At 58.9% G+C, this 17,885-nt stretch carries 24 protein-coding genes and 1 tRNA gene; 17 read left to right on the forward strand and 8 right to left on the reverse strand.

The features are described from left to right. Positions 1–88: 88 nt before the first annotated feature. Positions 89–307 (reverse strand): DUF982 domain-containing protein, encoded by a 219-nt coding sequence (locus NKI59_RS11960; RefSeq protein ID WP_352704404.1) that lies wholly within the window; start codon positions 305–307, stop codon positions 89–91. A gap of 26 nt (positions 308–333) precedes the next feature. Further along, positions 334–774 (reverse strand): hypothetical protein, encoded by a 441-nt coding sequence (locus NKI59_RS11965; RefSeq protein ID WP_352704406.1) that lies wholly within the window; start codon positions 772–774, stop codon positions 334–336. Positions 775–1,958: 1,184 nt separating this feature from the next. Between NKI59_RS11965 and NKI59_RS11970 the strand changes: the two genes are divergently transcribed. From NKI59_RS11970 to NKI59_RS12020, 11 genes are all read left to right on the forward strand, one after another. Further along, on the forward strand, positions 1,959–2,774 hold the full coding sequence (locus NKI59_RS11970; RefSeq protein WP_352704408.1) for a GP88 family protein: 816 nt from the start codon (positions 1,959–1,961) through the stop codon (positions 2,772–2,774). Between the two features lie 125 nt (positions 2,775–2,899). Next, positions 2,900–3,103: a hypothetical protein gene (locus tag NKI59_RS11975; RefSeq protein ID WP_352704410.1), complete on the forward strand. Its 204-nt coding sequence runs from the start codon at positions 2,900–2,902 to the stop codon at positions 3,101–3,103. Next, positions 3,100–3,270, forward strand: a complete 171-nt coding sequence (locus NKI59_RS11980) for a hypothetical protein (RefSeq protein ID WP_352704412.1) — start codon at positions 3,100–3,102, stop codon at positions 3,268–3,270. The genes NKI59_RS11975 and NKI59_RS11980 overlap by 4 nt, the downstream gene beginning before the upstream one ends. Before the next feature lie 309 nt (positions 3,271–3,579). Then, positions 3,580–3,816 (forward strand): hypothetical protein, encoded by a 237-nt coding sequence (locus NKI59_RS11985; RefSeq protein ID WP_352704414.1) that lies wholly within the window; start codon positions 3,580–3,582, stop codon positions 3,814–3,816. Beyond that, positions 3,813–3,983: a hypothetical protein gene (locus NKI59_RS11990; RefSeq protein WP_352704416.1), complete on the forward strand. Its 171-nt coding sequence runs from the start codon at positions 3,813–3,815 to the stop codon at positions 3,981–3,983. The genes NKI59_RS11985 and NKI59_RS11990 overlap by 4 nt, the downstream gene beginning before the upstream one ends. Then, on the forward strand, positions 3,980–4,141 hold the full coding sequence (locus NKI59_RS11995; RefSeq protein ID WP_352704418.1) for a hypothetical protein: 162 nt from the start codon (positions 3,980–3,982) through the stop codon (positions 4,139–4,141). The genes NKI59_RS11990 and NKI59_RS11995 overlap by 4 nt, the downstream gene beginning before the upstream one ends. A gap of 90 nt (positions 4,142–4,231) precedes the next feature. Next, positions 4,232–4,645 carry a helix-turn-helix domain-containing protein gene (locus NKI59_RS12000; RefSeq protein ID WP_352704420.1) on the forward strand — a complete coding sequence of 138 codons (414 nt, stop codon included), beginning with the start codon at positions 4,232–4,234 and terminating at the stop codon, positions 4,643–4,645. Positions 4,646–4,738: 93 nt separating this feature from the next. Beyond that, a complete protein-coding gene (locus NKI59_RS12005; RefSeq protein WP_352704422.1) occupies positions 4,739–5,146 on the forward strand; it encodes a helix-turn-helix domain-containing protein in 408 nt (135 codons plus the stop codon). Positions 5,147–5,203: 57 nt separating this feature from the next. Continuing rightward, on the forward strand, positions 5,204–5,590 hold the full coding sequence (locus NKI59_RS12010; RefSeq protein ID WP_352704424.1) for a hypothetical protein: 387 nt from the start codon (positions 5,204–5,206) through the stop codon (positions 5,588–5,590). 124 nt (positions 5,591–5,714) lie between these two features. Next, positions 5,715–6,113, forward strand: a complete 399-nt coding sequence (locus NKI59_RS12015) for a winged helix DNA-binding protein (RefSeq protein ID WP_352704426.1) — start codon at positions 5,715–5,717, stop codon at positions 6,111–6,113. Positions 6,114–6,115: 2 nt separating this feature from the next. Then, positions 6,116–7,189 carry a tyrosine-type recombinase/integrase gene (locus NKI59_RS12020; RefSeq protein WP_352704428.1) on the forward strand — a complete coding sequence of 358 codons (1,074 nt, stop codon included), beginning with the start codon at positions 6,116–6,118 and terminating at the stop codon, positions 7,187–7,189. A gap of 28 nt (positions 7,190–7,217) precedes the next feature. On the opposite strand, the gene NKI59_RS12025 is transcribed toward NKI59_RS12020, so the two are convergent. Next, positions 7,218–7,508, reverse strand: a complete 291-nt coding sequence (locus NKI59_RS12025; RefSeq protein WP_352704430.1) for a hypothetical protein — start codon at positions 7,506–7,508, stop codon at positions 7,218–7,220. Positions 7,509–7,977: 469 nt separating this feature from the next. Between NKI59_RS12025 and NKI59_RS12030 the strand changes: the two genes are divergently transcribed. Beyond that, positions 7,978–8,062: transfer RNA gene (locus NKI59_RS12030), tRNA-Leu, on the forward strand. Positions 8,063–8,361: 299 nt separating this feature from the next. On the opposite strand, the gene NKI59_RS12035 is transcribed toward NKI59_RS12030, so the two are convergent. The 3 genes from NKI59_RS12035 to NKI59_RS12045 all read right to left on the reverse strand — a co-directional run bounded on the left by NKI59_RS12035 (position 8,362) and on the right by NKI59_RS12045 (position 13,530). Further along, positions 8,362–11,670, reverse strand: a complete 3,309-nt coding sequence (locus NKI59_RS12035; RefSeq protein WP_352704432.1) for a hypothetical protein — start codon at positions 11,668–11,670, stop codon at positions 8,362–8,364. A gap of 160 nt (positions 11,671–11,830) precedes the next feature. After that, a complete protein-coding gene (locus NKI59_RS12040; protein WP_352587907.1) occupies positions 11,831–12,415 on the reverse strand; it encodes a GDYXXLXY domain-containing protein in 585 nt (194 codons plus the stop codon). Next, complete coding sequence (locus NKI59_RS12045) at positions 12,412–13,530, reverse strand: DUF2157 domain-containing protein (protein ID WP_352568847.1); 1,119 nt, start codon at positions 13,528–13,530, stop codon at positions 12,412–12,414. Before NKI59_RS12045 ends, NKI59_RS12040 begins: the two co-directional genes overlap by 4 nt. 222 nt (positions 13,531–13,752) lie before the next feature. Between NKI59_RS12045 and NKI59_RS12050 the strand changes: the two genes are divergently transcribed. From NKI59_RS12050 to NKI59_RS12070, 5 genes are all read left to right on the forward strand, one after another. Continuing rightward, the gene (locus tag NKI59_RS12050; RefSeq protein WP_023678913.1) at positions 13,753–13,893 is read left to right on the forward strand and encodes a DUF1127 domain-containing protein; all 141 of its coding nucleotides are present in this window, start codon (positions 13,753–13,755) and stop codon (positions 13,891–13,893) included. Positions 13,894–13,941: 48 nt separating this feature from the next. Next, positions 13,942–14,082: a DUF1127 domain-containing protein gene (locus tag NKI59_RS12055; RefSeq protein WP_023678914.1), complete on the forward strand. Its 141-nt coding sequence runs from the start codon at positions 13,942–13,944 to the stop codon at positions 14,080–14,082. Between the two features lie 381 nt (positions 14,083–14,463). After that, positions 14,464–15,873 carry a methylenetetrahydrofolate--tRNA-(uracil(54)-C(5))-methyltransferase (FADH(2)-oxidizing) TrmFO gene (trmFO, locus tag NKI59_RS12060; RefSeq protein WP_352704434.1) on the forward strand — a complete coding sequence of 470 codons (1,410 nt, stop codon included), beginning with the start codon at positions 14,464–14,466 and terminating at the stop codon, positions 15,871–15,873. Positions 15,874–15,943: 70 nt separating this feature from the next. Next, entirely contained in the window at positions 15,944–16,234 is a 291-nt protein-coding gene (locus tag NKI59_RS12065; RefSeq protein WP_352704436.1) for a type II toxin-antitoxin system ParD family antitoxin, read from the forward strand. Then, positions 16,218–16,550, forward strand: coding sequence for a type II toxin-antitoxin system RelE/ParE family toxin (locus NKI59_RS12070; RefSeq protein WP_352704438.1), 333 nt, complete (start codon positions 16,218–16,220; stop codon positions 16,548–16,550). Before NKI59_RS12065 ends, NKI59_RS12070 begins: the two co-directional genes overlap by 17 nt. Before the next feature lie 86 nt (positions 16,551–16,636). Here the strand turns inward: NKI59_RS12070 and NKI59_RS12075 are convergent, their stop codons facing one another. Further along, positions 16,637–17,464: a phytoene/squalene synthase family protein gene (locus NKI59_RS12075; protein WP_502901052.1), complete on the reverse strand. Its 828-nt coding sequence runs from the start codon at positions 17,462–17,464 to the stop codon at positions 16,637–16,639. 25 nt (positions 17,465–17,489) lie between these two features. After that, positions 17,490–17,879, reverse strand: a complete 390-nt coding sequence (locus NKI59_RS12080; protein WP_352704440.1) for an Mth938-like domain-containing protein — start codon at positions 17,877–17,879, stop codon at positions 17,490–17,492. Positions 17,880–17,885: the final 6 nt, after the last annotated feature.

Consider the following 17,885-nt stretch of genomic DNA (forward strand, 5'->3'; position numbering starts at 1 on the left):
GACCCTTCAGTGCCACCTGATGCCGACCTGAGCCTGCCTTGGAGTTCTCCCCAGGGTGGGCTTAGGGGGCAGAGGGACCCAGTAGACCCTAATCAACAGTACGGAGAACCCCCTCCTCTTTGGCAGCAGCCTCGAAGCCCTTGCGGGCCTCCTCAGGGGTCACCCGATCCTCCATTGCGTCGATGCACAGTTGCACAGCCTTCCTCCACTTAGGTCCCATCTTGGTCCACTTCAGGAGTTCCTCGGCGGCACCCTCGACATTGTTGCACCCGTAGGTGACCCCAGGGCGGTCGGTCTTGACGTACACCGGAGGGGAGAACCAATGGGTTGCCATCAGACAAGGAAAACCAGCCATAGCCCGAGTTTGGCGAGTTGATACAGTCCGGCAAACAGCACAAAAACCAGCGGAATTGTCACGAACGCAAAGAAAACCTTGATCCAGAATAAGCCAGTGGTTTGGGTAGGTGGAAGGTGGAAAACTTCCTCTGCCATCTGGTCGTACCATGGGGTTTGTGACCACGCAAAAAAGCTTAGCGTGAACATGGTAAAGATGCAGTAGACGAAGCCGATACCAACAAAGCCGGCAAGCGTGTAGATGGTTAGATTTTGTTGGAGCAGTATGTCACCCCAAATCTTCACATTTTCACGTCCCGTGTGGGCTAATATCGTTCCTGGCATGTGGTCAAGAATACGAGTTTTGAAGGCCGCAATAAGCCAAATGATGGCACCAGTGCCAAAGGCGTCCCGACCAGTTTGCGCGAGTGATATAACCATTCGAACCGCTCATCGTCGCCAGCTACCACTACGAAGCCGGAGTAGAGCAACGAACCCATCCCAAGAGTGGCGCTGGAACATCTTGGCAGATGAGAGCCCGTTGACGGCTGGGGCACATATTACGGCTAAGTAATGGAAGATCAATGTGCAATTCCTGTGGAATGATGGGGCAGGAATGTTTGGTAGAAATTTCTGAGCGGGGGATCGGATAACTGGCTCGCGCGACTTCCCCCCGTGCCCCCTTCGGTTCCCCTCGATTTGGCCTTGTGTCGCACCCTAGGTCACAGCCTGTGCCACAGCATGCATCTAACCCATTGATTTCATAGGTATTCGGACTGGATCATAGGACCATAGCAAGGCCTAGGGCGGGGCTAATGGGGCTCTAAACAGGCACCAAATGGGCATGTGAAGGGCATAGGAACAAATGCCTAGGCGTTCCCTCGCCAATCGGTGCTTTTGCCTAACGTTCACCTAACGCAACCATCAGCACAACCTAAGCCCACCTTTACAACCCTGCAGTTGCACCAATGCCGGCCCATATACAGCACGCGCGGGCAGGCATGCGGTTTCCACCTAAGCAAGGCACATCGGCAACGCACATCGGCAAGCGGCGCACCAAATCAAGGCCTTAGCACCTCGGCTATGTGCCTAATATCATTACATAATCCATGCGATTTGGGCTCTCAAATAGGGCTCGAAACAGGGTCATTTTGACCAGCTGGGAGCGGTGCCTAGCGATTATTCGAAGATTTCTTCAAACTTTCTTTCGCAGCAATATCAACGGTTTAGCTGATAATAGGCAGCATATCGACGTGTTTCTCCGCATCTATCGTTTTCTCCCCTTGTGCAGATATCTCCGCTATGGGAGAAAGAGACACCGGAGCGGATGGCGCTTCGGCCGGGGCCACGGGCCAGAAGGGAAACGCCGACACTGCCCACCAAGGGCTTACCTGAGGTTTGTCGCCTCGGACGCCGGGAAAGACCGGGGTTTACCGAATGGCACCTAAGACCATGAGGGATTGCATCTAGGCCTGTAAATGCTGGCCCGTGCGCTGAATAGTCCTTGAATTGGACACAGCCGAAGCAATCGGAAAGCATATAGAGGCCACCACGTTAGGCCAGCAACAAACACCTAAGGGGAACGCAAGTTTCCCTAATGGTGTTTCTTGGCTTGTCCTAAGGACATGCTTGGAAACATCTTAAGGATCAATCAAATGAAGCCTTTCCACAGTGCAACGGTTCGCTCCGGTGGCAACGCAAAGACTATCAAGGGCGATAAAGCTGGCGAGTTTGTAACCGCCATTATGTACTTGGCACCGGCCCGCATGGCTGGCGGCGCTAATCTCTGCAGCATGGCCACGCTGGCCGGCTGTGATCCGAACCATGGCGGCGGCTGCCTAGTGAAGGCTGGCCGCGCTTCCTACACGCCAAACATCAATCTGGCGCGCATTGCTAAGACGCAACGATACCTTGCCAGCCGCGAAGCCTTCATGGCTGAATTGGTGCGGGATATCGGTCGCTTTGCCCGCAAGGCTGCCAAGCATGGTCTTAAGCCGGCCGTGCGCCTTAACGGCACGTCGGACATCCTTTGGGAAACCGCGCATCCTTGCTACCGCGACGGCCAGCGCTTCGCGTCCATCTTTGAGGCGTTCCCTGAGGTGCAATTCTACGATTACACCAAGGTCTACAAGCGCGTCTCTAAGGCGCTGCCGGCCAACTACTCGCTCACGCTGTCCTATAGCGAGGCAAGCCGCGCCTATGCCGACGCCGTCAAGATGGCCGCGACATGGTCTAAGGTGAACGTCGCCGTCGTGTTCCGCACCAAGGCAATCCGCGACAGCTACATGGCCGCTGCAGATGGCTTTGAGGGTGTCGAGGTGATTGACGGCGACGAAACCGACATGCGCTTCCTTGACCCTAAGGGCGCAACGCACGTCGTGGGCCTCTACGCCAAGGGCAATGACGCTAAGCGCGACAGCTCCGGCTTTGTTATCGACTAACGTCTCCGCTAAGGGACACTCTCCCGTCAACAGAAAGGCTCCGCTATGGAATACGCAATCGCTGCCGGCCTCTGGTCCCTGATCGCTGGCTTCTGTGTCGCCGCGTTCATCGCTGAGGTGCGGTCATGATGAACCGTCACCTATTCCACAAGGATGGTCGCCCGGTCGCTGTTGGCGACGAGGTCACGTCATTCCGCGACGAGAAGTACATCGTGACGGGCTGGGAGAAGACCGGCCGCAACAGGGTCTACGTCAAGGCCGTGGGCGACAAGTACGAGGCCGAGTTCTTCGTCAGCGTGTTCGATCTCTCGTGGGATCAGCCGGCATGAAGAACTGGCGCAACGGGGCTGACGACATCGCCCCACCACTCGCTCACCGCGACCTGAGGCCTTGCTACACGGTCCTGAGGTTCGGCCGGCAAGCCACCATCATCGGGCCGGACACGCTGATCCACGTCACCCAAGCCATGGAAGAGGCTCGCCGTGAGCGACCTTAAGCGAGGAGATCGGGTCTCATGTCTGGGCAAGCTCGGCACAGTTCACCGCGTCCTAACCCATACCGTAAGGGTCGATTTCGATGGTGGTCCTCACGAGGTCGACTGCCAGCCGCTCACCCTGAAGAAGATCGAGTGACCACGGTCGACTACGCCGGCCGCACCTTCCTGAAGATCACGCCGCCTTGGATCAAGGGCAGGCGTCCAACCGTCACCTATCGCGAGGTCACACCATGATCGACCTAATCATCGCCGGGATCGCGGCCTTCGCCATCCTGATCCCCCTCTACTTCATCATCAAGTGAGATCACCATGACAGGCATCCCACGTCCCACCTACGTCATCCAGAAGATGGCCGAGCGCTCCGAGCGGGGCAACAAATGGCACCTCTTCACGGAGTATCCGGGTGGTGGCCAAGTCACCCTCGGGTTCCACGCCAAGAAGGCAGCAGCCATCATCGTCGCCCGTGTCCTGGCCGGTCGCGGCGGCAAGATTGAAGTCCGCAAGATGAAGGTCGAGCGCATCACCGCATGGAAGGTGGCGGCATGACCCAGGCACCAGACGAGAGAATGATTGTCGGCGAGACCGGCCCTGATTGGGAGCCGACGCCAGCCATCAAATACTACGCGCAGATCGAAGGCATCTATGCGTTTGGCCCAACCCCTGAGGCAGCCATCGCGGCCCTCGAAGCGATCATGAACGGAGACCCCGAGTGACCCACATCAGCGAACAGTTCTTCAACGAGGGCAAGGCGATCACCTTCCTCCGTGGCTACCTCGACGAGTTCCGGCCGGCCACCTACGGCACCAAGCTGACCAAGCGGCGCACCCGCTGCGGCCAATATTGGGAAGTCGTCGGCTCCCGCTTCAACTGAAGTGGCCCCTTTCTTGCGTTTAGTCGTCGGCCCGGTTCGGATGGTCTCTCCGGGTCCAAATATGCAGCAACTCTCAAAGGCAACAGCACAATGTTCAAGCTCAATAATGAATTCTTCAAAGGCCAGCACATCCGCATCATCGAGCCGGCGTGGGCCAACCACACCGATGGCTTCTCCACGGGAAGCACCGTGACCATCACCGAGCCAGACCTTCATGGGCTGGTTGAAGCCGTCAGCTCCACGGGCACCACCGCCAATCTCTACCCCGACGAGTTCGAGGTGATCGACGCCAAGGAACCGACCGCACCCATGACAAAGTCGGTCCTCGCTCTCCTGCGCCGCAAGGGTGCCATCACGTCGCTTGAAGCCCAGGGGGTGCTGCGGTGTCGCCAGTTGCCGGCCCGCGTCCTCGAACTGAAGCGCCTCGGGCACAAGATCATCACCGAGCTGAAGCTGGACCACACCGGGCAGAAGTACGCTCGATACCACCTTCAAGTGGCATAGTTAGGACCGGCGCGAGACCCTACGAAGGTAACCTCGCGCCTCCTACATCCGTGCATTACGTCCTTCTAAAGGACCAGTGCAGGGATCACGCCAATGCCGAACATAACAGCCAAGGAAAAATTGAGGCGGGTGGCCGTTATCGAGTTGGTTCTCGGCCTTGTCGCCGAACTTGATAAGCTAGGCACCAGCCGGGACATGCACATCGTCCTGATGGCAATCCGACTTGGGAACTACCAACGGCGACCTATGGATGTGACTGCTCTCGCTGTGGCAACCAGCCTGCCGCGTACCACCGTGATCCGCCACATTCATGCCCTTGAGGAGCTTGGCAGGGTAAAGGTGGTCACAAACGGCCGGCGAGCGATTCCACTCCTAATCGGAAGTGATCTGCCGCTTGTCAAAGGCTTCTATGGGAAGCTTGAGCAGCTCGTTATTCAAGCATCTTCTAACCTGTCCAAAGTGGACAGTTCACTCGTAGACACAAATGTTAACGATCGGTAATGAGCCGGCATGAGCCCCCGCTCTGGGTCGCTCGCACCCTCAGGAAAGCAGAATAGCATGATGACCGCAGTGCATGCAGTACAGATCATCCATCACCTCTCGCAGATCGCGGAGGCTCTTACGGTTATGAGCGGAGGTTCCTTCAAGCCCGCCGCACCCCCCGTTCAGGCTGAGATACCCGCTTCGCCATGGGACAGCCCGAACGTTCCTAACGAGTATGATACGGTCCTCGGCTATTTCTCCAAGATGCTGCCAAGCGCCTTCGACATGATGTCTGAGCCCGTCGCGGACACCCAGCGCGATGGTTTCTGGCTTACCCATCAGGCAGCCCGACGCGGCATTAAGGTCGTCAAGGTTGCCGCTCCTGAGGCCCTGATCGACAGCGGCATCACCGAGCTGAACGCCTACCCTGTGAGCCTCCTGGCGGAACGGATCGCAGCGTAGTTTGATAGCCTAGTTAGGACGTAACAGCGGAGATTACGGGGGCTTATATCTCCGCTGTTGCAGAAGATGCGGTACTGGGATAAGCCTACATAAGCCATGACTATGGCAGGGAGAGGACAAGACCATGACCAAGACAATATCTACGCCTGTGGAGAACAAGACAGCTCGGAAGTTCATCGCGTTTATCGAAGAGTTCCGGAAGCTCAATAAGGAGATGCAGGCCAACCAGATTGCGCTGTTTCTCCACGTTGCGGCCCAGCCTGACCTCACCATCAGGGAATACAGCCAGCGCGCCGACCTTGGCGATGGTGGCACCATCACTCGCAACCTCGACGCACTTAGCCCGACCCGTAAGGTTCTCCAGAAGGACCCCCAAACGGGCAAGCAGGTGCCAGCTCTTGTCGACGGCTACGGCCTCATCGAGCTGTACGAAGACGCCATGGATAGGCGCTTCAAGCGGGTCAAGCTGACCCCACGAGGCGTCCGCGTCTACAACACCCTCATCCAAATCCTAGGGAGCTGAGCATGTCAGTCAATCCACGCGGCAAGGGCTTCCAAGTCGACGTCAAGCTGTCCGGTGTCCGTCACCGGCCCTTCTTCGAGACCGAGGCCAAGGCCAAGGCGTGGGAGGCTGACGCTCGCCATGCGGACAAAATGGGTCGCCCGCTGCCTGAGGCCACCAACTCCACGGTGCAGGGCGGCGGGCGGATCGAGACGCTGGGCGATCTCTTCGACGAGGTCACCAAGACCCGGTGGTCGGCCAAGAACGCCAAGGCTTCGAGCTTCCTCGTGCGCAACGGCAAGCTGTTCACCGACTTCCTAGGCCGCGCCCGCCTGATCACCTCGATCAAGTCGGCCGATTTCTACAGCTACGTCGACCACTGCCGCTCGCTCGGCAATGAGAACGCCACGATCAACCGGAAGGTCTCGGCCGGCCGCACCATGATGCGTGTCGCCGTGCAGCGCGAGATCATCCCCGGCGTCCCGTATTGCGAGAAGTTCAGGGAGAGCGCCGGCTCGGTCAACTACTTCGAGTTTGGCGAGGAGGACCCGATCCTCACCCACCTAAAGCACCGTGGTCTCGACCAGCTCTATGACCTCGTCATCTTCCTCGTCGACACCGGGGCGCGCATTGAGGAGGCCCTGACGGTCGACTGGAAGACCATCCACGGTGGCCGACTGCGGCTGGAGAACAGGAAGAACGGATCGTTCGGCGTCATCCCGCTCACCAAGCGCGCCACCCTGGCCCTGGAGCGCCGCCGCATCCACAGCACGAACGTCGACCGGCCTTTCGGCGACTTCAAATACAAGTGGGCTGTGGCCCAGCTCACCAAGGTCTACGAACACCTCGGCGGGCGATACCTCGACGTGACCCAGCCACTCCACGTCTTCCGTCACTCCTGCGCCAGCCGCTTGGCCATCGCCGGGATCGACGCGAACCGCATCAAGGAATGGATGGATCACTCCAGCCTTCTGGTCACCCAGCGGTACGTCAAGCTGAGCCCGAAGAACCTTGAGATCGGGGCCGATGCGCTTGACCGCATGACGACGCCGAAGACGAAGCTTAAGCTGGTCAAACAGGGAGGAAAGAGAGCATGAAGTCCGCTCCGATTTTGAACGAGCTGGTTCATGCAGTCGACCTTTGCTTGAGGATGGCCCGCCGCTCAGGGGTGAGCCTCGCATAGGCTGGGCGCCAGTTTATGGGCTGGGCATTCAATCCCATCGATTTGGGCGGATCGATCCGAAACCAAACGCGGTCACTGTCCAGGAAATATTGACTGCCATCGGTCGCAAACTCGCCGGCCAAGTCGTTGAACAGCAATTCGCAAATCAAGCCATCCGGCTTTGCCGTGTTCATCGGGCGCCAAGGATTTTCGCGGTCCATTTGCTCCCGAGCCTTCCGTTCCGCTATCGTCATCAAATTTCCCTTTCAAACCGAGTAGTTTTCCGCCCGCAGGAGCATTGTCGGATCAAAGAAGCGACGCTTTAGATAGGGATACCCTACAGCGGCTAACACAAAGCCCAGTATGGTCAGAGCGAAGCCGATTATCTGCGCCGTCGTCAAATCTTCCATTGGTCAATGCCCGGCCCATAGCGCCACGGCCGCGACAATATACGAGACAGCGAGCATTGCGTAGGCAATTTGGAGCAGGGTCATCGGTGCGAATCCTTTCGCGGATTTCAGATGGCCAACTACATATGCCCACCGGGCCGAGAACAAACCAAGAAAATTAAGAAAGGTACCTTCATGCCCGCGATTCACAGGTAAGATTTTTCGGAGGAAATCTCGCACTCGCCGCTAAAGTGGGGCCTAAGAAACCTCACAAATCTTAGGCCTTGAACTTGTGACATGGCTTGTGGCATGGACGTGGCACAGGTCACAACCAGCGGGTATGGCGGAACTGGTAGACGCACTTGGTTTAGGTCCAAGCGTTGAGAAACATGGGGGTTCGAGTCCCTCTACCCGCACCATCGACCACCCCGACAGTGGATTTAGGTTCCAGTGCCGAAAGGCGTGGGGGTTCGAGTCCCTTCATCCGCACCAATATGGCGATCTACGAACTCTCTCCGACAATAAAGCCTTACCTGAACAGGTTTGGCGACGTCGAGAATCGTATCCGTGCGCATGGCCAAGTATTTTCTCCGGTGGCAAGCCTAGGAGCTTTGACGGTGAGCAGCATCGACACCTAACGTCTGGTGGTCACGGGCTACCGGAACGATGGCTATCTCGGGGCTGACAAAGTCGAGCAGTTTCTCTCCCAAGTTTGGGACTAACGCTTGCCACGAAACGAAGCCAACAGCTCCATCGCCCTGATTGCAGGAGGATCGGCTTCATCGACCGGGACAAATGGTGGATCGTCCAGATCGAGAACAGACGCATCGTCGTCACCGGGGCCGATTGTCCAGGCATCCTTCACGTGAAGGTTGTACTTGCCGATACCTAGATCAAGAACAGGGTCCGGCGGCTTGCCCGGCTCGCTGAGGTGTGCTGGCGCCAGCAGATAGCGGCCATGCTCCTTATAGGCCGCAAGGAAACGCTCAAGATTTTCCGAACTGGTGGGCGTCATGAGGTTGTGTCGAGACATGAGCCCGACGATATCGCCTTTCTTGAATTTGATTTTGTTGCGATTGGGACCGACTTTAACGGCGTATGCGTGCGAGTTTGAAATCCGCACGCCTTGAATGATGGCAACACGCAACGCGTCGTCAGGATCGTCGAACCCAAACCGTCCCCTCAAGCCTCTGAAAATGGCTTCGCCCGCCTCTCCGTTACCAAATATGAGTCCCAAGACCGGAGGAAAATGGGGATTGCCGGGGCTGGTCATAAAGAATGCACCGCTCCAATCGGCCCCATCCCACTTACGCACATCGATTGGGCTGATAACCCGGACATTTGTGTGCTTGCCTTCCTCAGGATTGAACATGCCTTCGGGGGCCCTGACGCCTGAAAACCTAGGCTCAGTTTCCTTTACCTCTTCGGACTCTGCTTCATTGCTGGGTATCCACGGAGTAGAACGACCTAACTCATAATCAGCGTCGGCCTCTTCTATCCAATCAACGATGCTGAGACGCTCCTTGTTGCCGTAGATGATCGAGTAGGTACTGGGGAGGTTAGCAAAGGTGATGGCACGGTCGAAACCACTCTCGTCCTTGAGAACTGTATCGGCCCAGCTCTGAAAATCATGCGGCACGGCAAATGTCATGAATACCTTGATCACCGCTTCATGAAGCCATTGGGGAAAGCTGGCCGCTTCCTTTCTGTCCCTGAAGATCAATTGCGCCCTGTGGCGGATGACCCCGACCGTTTGGCCGTTCTCCTCTACAAACTCCAGCGTGGGAGCGATGCCTGCCGCTGTATCCGGCTCAATTCGGAGGTCCAGCCGGTCCAATATCGGAAAGATCGGATGTTTGAGACTAGTGGCGAGAAGCGCCTCAAGCGCACCGAGGAGGGAACCCGCAATCGCAAGCGACGTGAGATTGTTCGGGCAGTCTACTAAGACGTCACATCCAACGACATGTGATGTGAGCTGGGTGCGGTCGGCAAGCATATAGTCCGGGTGACTAGGGAGCTCCATTTTGCGTCCGAAGAAGTAAAACTCCTGAAAATACGCCTCTACGTCCTCGTCGGTCTCTTCGGCCGGGATTGAACCCTCTTCGCGGAGAACGTCCTGGCGCCCCATCAGGTAAAGTAAGGCCATCCTCGCCTCATCCAATCCCACGCGATCGAGGCTGTCCGGAAAATTCTTGACTTGAGCCAGATCAGAAAATCGACTGCGCAACAAAAATGCGCCGAACCACATCGTAAAATCGAGTCTACGCTGCTCAAGATTCTCTCGTTGCTTGTCGGTAGTTGCGCGTCGGTGTCTCACCATCATGGTGAGTTCGAAGGCGGACAGCGCGAAGGGCAATCTGCCCAAGGTCAATTCGAGAACCATCCAGCGGGTGAGGTTGGCCGGATTGACCTCATCAAGCGATCCAGATTTCTTGAAGCGTGCTAGCTCATGAGCGACTGCTGACGAAGCATAGAGATATGCGGCCCAAAGCAATCCGGCCCTTTCATAGGCGAAGCTCGATCCCACCAGGGCTTCGACTAGTTCATCGCGATACTCATCCTTGACAAGGAGGCTAACGGCACGGCCAAACCAGCGAATAGCTTCGTACGGCAAATTCTTGTCGAGTTTTTGGAAGCCGCGTTGTGAGTTTCGCTTGGCCGCCTCACCTTCTGAGCGACGCTTGGCTAGGGCATCCGTGAGAACTTCATATAGCTCGTCAAATGCTGGGCTCTCCGGGACAAATCCACCTAACTCAGTAAGGATGTCGGCAACTGATTCGAAGGGAAAGAACCCGAGGCCTTCTGCGGCAATAATGAGGTCGCGGAACTCATTCCAGATCGGCGTGAGATCATCCGAATTTCCCTCATGCGCCATTTCGGTGACCTGCAACATCAGGAGCATCGCGTGCGCGTGATGCGAGTTGTTGGGACGAGACGTCTCCTCCTTCAAGCGGGTCAGGGCTTGCCGAAGTCTATCAGTCCGCGAATCCAGCTTTGCCAACTCTGGCTGCAGGTGCCCCACCGCGACGGCAGTCGTTAAGGGGCCGAGTAGGTTGCAGAGGCGCTCGACGTCGTCCACCGTGTCGCTATCGATCGCAAGTCGCTCAACCTCGTCGTAGAGCCGCGAGAACTCCGCGAAATCGTCAAACCAGAAGTTGGTCGTCCACGCCTGGTCATAGATCGCGCCCAATTCGAGATGGGGCAGATTGTGTTGCCTGGCCAACCGTATGGCGCGCTGAAACCTGCCGTCAGTTTCATGCCGCGGATTCTCGAGCCCTCGCGACAGGATTGCTGCTCGATGGGCATCTTCAATAAGCTGGTGCGACGCCCCTGCGTAGTTGGTGGCGTCCGCAAGGCGATCCTCGATTGCATTGAGCTTTTGGAGACGTTCGTAGTCCTTCGGCCCTAAGACACGTATGACGCGCCGGCTACCATCGCCCAATCCCAACGTATCGATCGCGATGTCCATGCTCTTGTCCTCGAAAACGCGGTCCAAAAGCCAGTTGCGGTCTAGAATGATAGTCGGGATACCGTGTTCTTTCTCAAGCGCGTCCTGAACTGCTGCGCTGTCTTTGGCCGGGACGTATTGATTGGTGATGAAATAGATCCGCCTATAGTCGCGTCTCGTTCCGGCGATTTCCTTGACGTCGTCTTTGACCTTCGGCCGCCACTTCTCCTTAGCGCTGAATGCAAAGGCCATGCGTCCATCGGCGTTTGCAGGGTCGGCGATGTACCACCTGGCTGCCACGACAGCGCTCACCGGATAGCTTTCGGCATCTGTCTTGCCATCGCCACCGCCGGACGGACCCGTTTGCGGACGCATATTTGGCGCGATAAATTTCTGTGCGAGACGGCGAGCGAACTGCTCGAAGGGAACTTCATCCTTCTGTTTCGTAAGCGTTTCAAGATGATAGGCGAGAACCTCCCGCGACACTGCCCCCTCTTCGATCTCGGTAGAGTCGGAAAAGAGGTACGCTCGCCTTCCGCGCATGAACTCAGAAGGTAGACGCTTCCCATTGTCTTCCACGCTTTTGTCCATACTCAGAATGATAGATCTATGGGGATTATTTTCCTACCTCTCCTAGCTCTTCCTGGACTTGGAACAAAAATAGGAACATTCGAAAGCAGAGCGTGTTCCCTGCGAAGCGAGTTGCTAAGTTCATCGCCGTTCCCTTTCCTGCCGCGATCTAATAAAGCGGCTCCTCGAACAGTGTCTTGTCGCCATCCACCAGCGCCTTGATCTGCGCGGTGCCGTTGGCCGCGATCGCCACGCGGATGCCGAACGGCCGCACCCGCATGTCGTTCTGGATCGCCATCCCCTCGCCTTCCGGCAGATAGAAGCGCTCGATGCCGTAATCCGGCGCGATCGTCGTTGCTCCCTGGCTGATATTCCAGCCCTCGGAGACATGTCCGACGATATCGGCTTCATCGGATGCTGCCGGCGCCGGCGCTTGCCCGAACCAAGCCGCGGTCGGCCCCCAATAGCCGTCGGCGCCCTGCTTCAGCCTGACTACGATCGACGTTTCCTCGCTGGAAAGCTTGCCGGCCGGAATGTTGCCGATCAGTTTCACCGGTATGCGCGAAATATCGTAGCCGAGCAGAATGTAGTCACCGCGCAAGAGATCGCGCGGATCGATCGGCTCGACCCTGAGCAGGACCTGCTTGCCATCGCGCAGGATCGCCGCGCGTCCGGCGATGATCCAGCTCAGAAAGCCGATCTGGACGAGCGCCAGGACCAGCGCCGAGATGATCAGTCTTTTGCCGGTCATCATGCCGCCGCTCCTGTCATGTTCGAGGCGTTCATGCGCTTTTCTATGCGGATGATAATGAAAGCAAGAACGGCGAGAAGCACCGCCGCCGCAAGGAAGAAGCCTGCCGTGTCGAGCATTGATTGCAGCATCACCACATAGATGATGGCGAGTTCGAAGGCGAAGCCCGCATAGGCAACCCAGCGCAGTCCCCGGCTCTCGCGGCCGCCCAGCACGATCGCCGCGACGATGCCGGCCAGCGCAACAGCCGAGGCAATGGCGAAGCCGCTATTGTAGCTGCTTTCATCCGCCAGTTCGAATTGGATCATCGCCAGGCCGGTGAGAAAGCCGATCAGCGCGTGCAAGGGCAACCTGCCGCCGAGTTGCAAAACCCTCTCGACCGGCCCGGCAGCAAAGATCGCAGCGGTAAAAAGCAGCACCGACGCGGCAACGAGCGGGATGGCGACTTGCAGCGTGTCGTATTCCATGGCCAACAGCACGAGGTAGAAAAGCACCGACAGGATGATCAGGTGGCGCGCCGCCTGGCTGCGCGTCCAGAACGAAACGGCGAACAGAATTAGCGCCATGACCACGAAGAGATGCGGAAATTCCGTGCGCCGGAAGTAGTCGAACCCTCTCAGGAACAGCCAGGCATCGGCGATGCCGACGGCAGCGACGGTCAGCGGGTTTGAGCGCAGCGCCACCGCCGCCAGCGCCGTGCCGGCGCCCCAGGTGATCAAGGCCGAGGCCTCGTCGCCCGACAAATGATACATCTGGCCGATCAGCGCGATCGAACCGCCGAATGCCGCCGCCGCGACGATCCACAGCGCCTCGCCGATCGCCGCATGGTCGCGCATCTTCAGCACCGCGCCGCCGACATAGCCGGCAAGGATAACGGCAAAAAGTGCCGCGACCCGCACCAGCCGCGGGATGACTTCCCAGTTGGCGGCGATAAAGATCAGGATAGCCGCGCCGAACAGCAGCGCCGCCATCATCGCCAGGATCGAGCCGAAACTCAGCGATTTGCGTTCGTTTGCCTCGACGTCGCGCGTCAGCGCATCGGCTGTCGGCGCGTCGATCAGGCCAGCCTGCTGCCATCGCGCGATATCCGACCTGACCCGTGACGAATAGCTCGCCATGCCCCTCCCCCTTTGCTTGGTCCTTTTAGCTCGTCCGGCCAAGCGTTTGACCTAACGGCATTTTCCGATCTGGGCGGAAAACCGGACGCGCGTTAATGCTGCATTGCACAATTTGCATTGCTGCCATGCACCAATAGCGCTTTTAAATCGATATGACCCCACCTATTTTCACGGTGCACTCAAAGACGGAATGATCCGAAAGAAAGACGAAACGAGACTACCATGAACCTGATCCGCAACTATCGCAACTGGCGCCGCTATAGGGACACCGTGTCCGAGCTGAACCGCCTGAGCACCCGTGAACTGACCGACCTCGGCATCAGCCGCAGCGACATTCACTACGTCGCCCGCAAGGCGGTCTAATCCTTCGGGCCGCAAATGGTCCGAACCAGTTTTGAAAAGAGAACGACAATGAACCTGATCCGCAACTATCGTAACTGGCGCGTCTACCGCGAGACGGTTACCGAGCTGGGTCGCCTGTCGAATCGCCAGCTCAACGATCTCGGCATCGTCCGCGACGAGATCAAGATGGTCGCTCGCAGGGCGATCTAACCACAAGAATTTCGCCAGGGTCGACCTCCTCCCCGACCCTGACGGATACGGTTAGCCTTCACCTCCTCCCGAGGGTTGACCACAAAAACGGCGCCCGCCGGACCTCCTCCCCCGGCGGGCGCTGTTTCCAGGTTGTTTCTAAAAAGGGTTTCGCGCCCTTTCAAATGGCGAAAAGAATTTCGTCAAAGCCGACCTCCTCCCCGGCGATGGCGAATACGGTCGATCTTCACCTCCTCCCGAGGATCGGCCAACAAAACGACACCCGCCGGATCTCCTCCCTCGGCGGGTGTTGTTGTTTTGGGCGGTCTTTCCTAGGCAGCCCACTTGCGGTGCGATCCCTGGCAATTGCAATCCTTGCGCCAAGCGACTATTTCGGCGCTCATGGACAAGAACCCCATTCACGTTATCGGCGGCGGACTTGCCGGCTCCGAAGCCGCCTGGCAGGCGGCCGAAGCCGGCGTTTCCGTTGTCCTGCATGAAATGCGTCCCGTCCGCGGTACCGACGCGCACAAGACCGACGGTCTGGCCGAGCTCGTCTGTTCCAATTCCTTCCGCTCCGACGATGCGCAAACCAATGCCGTCGGCCTGCTGCACGCCGAAATGCGGCTGGCCGGTTCGCTGATCATGAGCGCCGGCGACGCGCATCAGGTGCCGGCCGGCGGTGCGCTCGCCGTCGACCGCGACGGATTTTCCGAAGCGGTAACCAGAAAGCTCGAAGCCCACCCGCTCATCACCATTCGGCGCGAGGAAATGCCGGGCCTGCCGCCGGCGGACTGGGACCAGGCAATCGTTGCCACCGGACCGTTGACAGCGCCTTCGCTCGCTCAGTCGATCGCGGAAGCAACCGGCGCCGACGCGCTCGCCTTCTTCGACGCCATCGCGCCGATCGTCCATTTCGACACGATCGACATGGACATCTGCTGGTTCCAGTCGCGCTACGACAAGGTCGGCCCCGGCGGCACCGGCAAGGATTACATCAACTGCCCGATGGATAAGGAGCAGTACCTTGCCTTCGTGCAGGCGCTGGTCGACGGCCAGAAAACCGAATTCAAGCAGTGGGAAGGCACGCCCTATTTCGACGGCTGCCTGCCGATCGAGGTGATGGCCGAGCGTGGCATCGAGACATTGCGCTACGGGCCGATGAAGCCGATGGGACTGACCAATGCGCACAATCCGTCCGTAAAGGCGTATGCCGTCGTTCAGCTTCGCCAGGACAATGCGCTGGGCACGCTCTACAACATGGTCGGCTTCCAGACCAAGCTGAAGCACGCCGAGCAGGTGCGCATATTCCGCACCATCCCCGGGCTGGAAAACGCCGAATTCGCCCGCCTCGGTGGCCTGCACCGCAACACCTACATCAATTCGCCGACGCTGCTCGACGCTTCGCTGCAATTGAAGTCGCGGCCCGGCCTGCGTTTTGCCGGCCAGATCACCGGCTGCGAAGGCTATGTCGAGAGCGCCGCCATCGGCCTGCTCGCCGGGCGCTTTGCCGCTGCCGAAAGGCTTGGCCATGCGCCGTCGCTGCCGCCCTTGACCACCGCCTTCGGCGCCTTGCTCAACCACATCACTGGTGGCCATATTGTCTCCGACGACGAGCCGGGAAAGCGCTCCTTCCAGCCGATGAACGTCAATTTCGGCCTGTTCCCGCCGGTGGACGCGCCGAAGATCGAAGGCAAGCGGCTGCGCGGCAAGGACAAGACGGTCGCCAAGCGGCACGCCGTGACGTCGCGCGCGCTCGCCGACTGCCGCGAATGGCTGGGGCTGCCTTTTCGGGCGGAAGCGGCGGAGTAGCTCCCTGCTTGCGGATTGCGCGGCGCAGAAGTAGGATAACATCCTACTTTGTATCGCGAGGCCAAATTCCATGGAATCCGCTGAGAAACTGTCAATCACCGTAACGCCCGCCATGGCGCGTATGATCCGCGAAAAGGTTGAAGACGGCTCCTTCGGTTCGGCCAGCGAAGTCATCCGCGCAGCGCTTCGCGCCTTCCAGCGCGAGGAGGAAGAACATGCCGAGCGCATGGCCTCGATCAGGGCGCGTATAAAGGGGTCGATCGAGGATACCAAGCCTGGCTATACCGGAGAAGAAGTGCGCGATCATCTCCGAGGACTGTTTGCTCAGTATTCAGGCCGCGCTGATGATTCAGCGGCTTGAGGTCGACTACCGTGAAACCGCCAGAAACGATCTGGCTGACATTTTCAAGCATATCATCGAGCCCGGCGGAAATCCGGACATAACGCTGAAATTCGTGCTTCGAATCGAAGATCGCTGCCGAGCATCGGCAATGCACCGCGTGGAGGCCGGCCGCGCGATGACATTTGCACCAGGGTTGCGAACGGTGCCGTTCGAGCACTCGGCTATTATCGCCTATGTTGGCAGCCACGATCTTGTTCGCATCGTCAGCATCTTCTGCGGCGGTCGCGATTATGAGACGCTGATGCGCGACGGCGGATCGAGTAATCCATCGTGATGAAAAACTACTCGGCCGGGGCGATGCTCGCCGCCTGCAGTCCAGGCTTGGCGGCCTCCCCGGACTTCCTCATTGGTCATCAGCCTTCATGCGGCCGGCCAGCCTCGCGTCGCTCGCCGGAACAAAAGCCAATGCCGGCGCAGGACAGAGAGCCGCACCGCGCTATCAAGCGGTGAGTGGCGGGAGCCCTCCATCTTGCCGAGATACGCGCCCGTCAGAGCCAGCGGCAGAAAGGCCGGGCGTAGCGAAACCGGCAGAGCGGACGCCCCCTGCTCGAAAGCGGAAAGATGCTCGCGTGCCAGCGCGATCATCGCGGCAACGGCGCGTTCCGCGCCCGGCCCGCCGTCACCTGTAACGAACTCTTGCGGCGACGATCCCGCCGCCGCCAAAATATCGGCCGGGACAAAGCACTGTCCCCGCTTGCGATGCAGCGGCAGCAGAAGCAGGAGACCGGTCATCGCCTGCGCACAACCTGCCCTGCCGGCAAGTTCGGCAAAGCGTGGTGCTTGGACCGGATCGAGCACGATCGCCGCAAGCTGGATGAGCGCGGCGGCAGTCTCGCCGCAATAGCCTTCGAGGTCAGTGCGCGACGGCATCGGGTCGTCATAGAGATCGAAGATTCGCGCTTCGAGCATGTTCTCGAAAGCGGCCTTGGGCAGATGGTGGGCGGAAATAGTCGCCTTCAGCGCGTCCGCCACGGGATGGCCGACCTCAGCCCCATCCTCTTCGGCGGCGATGACATCGCGCCACCATTGCAGCCGCACCTCGCCCGGCAGCGCCTCGCGGATGCGATCGCGAATGCCGGCAATTTCGGCGTTGAAGGCATAGAGCGAAAACAGCGCGTCCCGCTTGTCTTCGGGCGCGTAGAGCGCGGTCAGGTAGCGGTCATGATCGGCGGCGCGCACCGTCTCCATGACGAGTTTGGTGTTTTCGGCCACGTCAGTCGACGGCGATGAGTGCTGCGGCCACGGCGCGGTCTTCAGCCAGCAGCACATTGTAGGTCCGCACAGCCGCCCCGGTCGACATCGGATCGGCGGAGATGCCCGCTTCTTTCAGTGCCGTACGCAGCGCGGCGGGCAACGGCCTCAAATCCTTGCCGCTGCCGACCAGCAGGATCTCGACCTTGTCTGCCTCGTTGAACAGCTTGGCGAAATCCGCTGCCGTCAGCGCCAGCGGATCGGCCGGCTCCCAGCCATAGATGCCCGAAGGCAGGCACAGCAGCGAGCCGCGATGCGACATGTCGGCAAAGCGGAAACCGCCATTGCCGTAAGCCTCGATCGGTGCGCGGCCGGGGAAATGCGCCTCGCGGATGACGATGCCCTTGGCCACTTTTGA

The sequence above is a fragment of the Mesorhizobium sp. M0598 genome, assembly GCF_040320865.1.
In the GTDB taxonomy this organism is placed as follows: Bacteria; Pseudomonadota; Alphaproteobacteria; order Rhizobiales; family Rhizobiaceae; genus Mesorhizobium.

Excerpts from the sequence above, each read along its gene's own strand:
- NKI59_RS11965 (WP_352704406.1), bottom strand. The coding sequence starts at position 774 with ATGGTTATATCACTCGCGCAAACTGGTCGGGACGCCTTTGGCACTGGT.
- NKI59_RS11970 (WP_352704408.1), top strand. The coding sequence starts at position 1,959 with ATGCTTGGAAACATCTTAAGGATCAATCAAATGAAGCCTTTCCACAGT.
- NKI59_RS11975 (WP_352704410.1), top strand. The coding sequence starts at position 2,900 with ATGATGAACCGTCACCTATTCCACAAGGATGGTCGCCCGGTCGCTGTT.
- NKI59_RS11980 (WP_352704412.1), top strand. The coding sequence starts at position 3,100 with ATGAAGAACTGGCGCAACGGGGCTGACGACATCGCCCCACCACTCGCT.
- NKI59_RS11985 (WP_352704414.1), top strand. The coding sequence starts at position 3,580 with ATGACAGGCATCCCACGTCCCACCTACGTCATCCAGAAGATGGCCGAG.
- NKI59_RS11990 (WP_352704416.1), top strand. The coding sequence starts at position 3,813 with ATGACCCAGGCACCAGACGAGAGAATGATTGTCGGCGAGACCGGCCCT.
- NKI59_RS12000 (WP_352704420.1), top strand. The coding sequence starts at position 4,232 with ATGTTCAAGCTCAATAATGAATTCTTCAAAGGCCAGCACATCCGCATC.
- NKI59_RS12005 (WP_352704422.1), top strand. The coding sequence starts at position 4,739 with ATGCCGAACATAACAGCCAAGGAAAAATTGAGGCGGGTGGCCGTTATC.
- NKI59_RS12010 (WP_352704424.1), top strand. The coding sequence starts at position 5,204 with ATGATGACCGCAGTGCATGCAGTACAGATCATCCATCACCTCTCGCAG.
- NKI59_RS12015 (WP_352704426.1), top strand. The coding sequence starts at position 5,715 with ATGACCAAGACAATATCTACGCCTGTGGAGAACAAGACAGCTCGGAAG.
- NKI59_RS12020 (WP_352704428.1), top strand. The coding sequence starts at position 6,116 with ATGTCAGTCAATCCACGCGGCAAGGGCTTCCAAGTCGACGTCAAGCTG.
- NKI59_RS12025 (WP_352704430.1), bottom strand. The coding sequence starts at position 7,508 with ATGACGATAGCGGAACGGAAGGCTCGGGAGCAAATGGACCGCGAAAAT.
- NKI59_RS12040 (WP_352587907.1), bottom strand. The coding sequence starts at position 12,415 with ATGATGACCGGCAAAAGACTGATCATCTCGGCGCTGGTCCTGGCGCTC.
- NKI59_RS12045 (WP_352568847.1), bottom strand. The coding sequence starts at position 13,530 with ATGGCGAGCTATTCGTCACGGGTCAGGTCGGATATCGCGCGATGGCAG.
- NKI59_RS12050 (WP_023678913.1), top strand. The coding sequence starts at position 13,753 with ATGAACCTGATCCGCAACTATCGCAACTGGCGCCGCTATAGGGACACC.
- NKI59_RS12055 (WP_023678914.1), top strand. The coding sequence starts at position 13,942 with ATGAACCTGATCCGCAACTATCGTAACTGGCGCGTCTACCGCGAGACG.
- trmFO (WP_352704434.1), top strand. The coding sequence starts at position 14,464 with ATGGACAAGAACCCCATTCACGTTATCGGCGGCGGACTTGCCGGCTCC.
- NKI59_RS12065 (WP_352704436.1), top strand. The coding sequence starts at position 15,944 with ATGGAATCCGCTGAGAAACTGTCAATCACCGTAACGCCCGCCATGGCG.
- NKI59_RS12070 (WP_352704438.1), top strand. The coding sequence starts at position 16,218 with ATGATTCAGCGGCTTGAGGTCGACTACCGTGAAACCGCCAGAAACGAT.
- NKI59_RS12075 (WP_502901052.1), bottom strand. The coding sequence starts at position 17,464 with ATGGAGACGGTGCGCGCCGCCGATCATGACCGCTACCTGACCGCGCTC.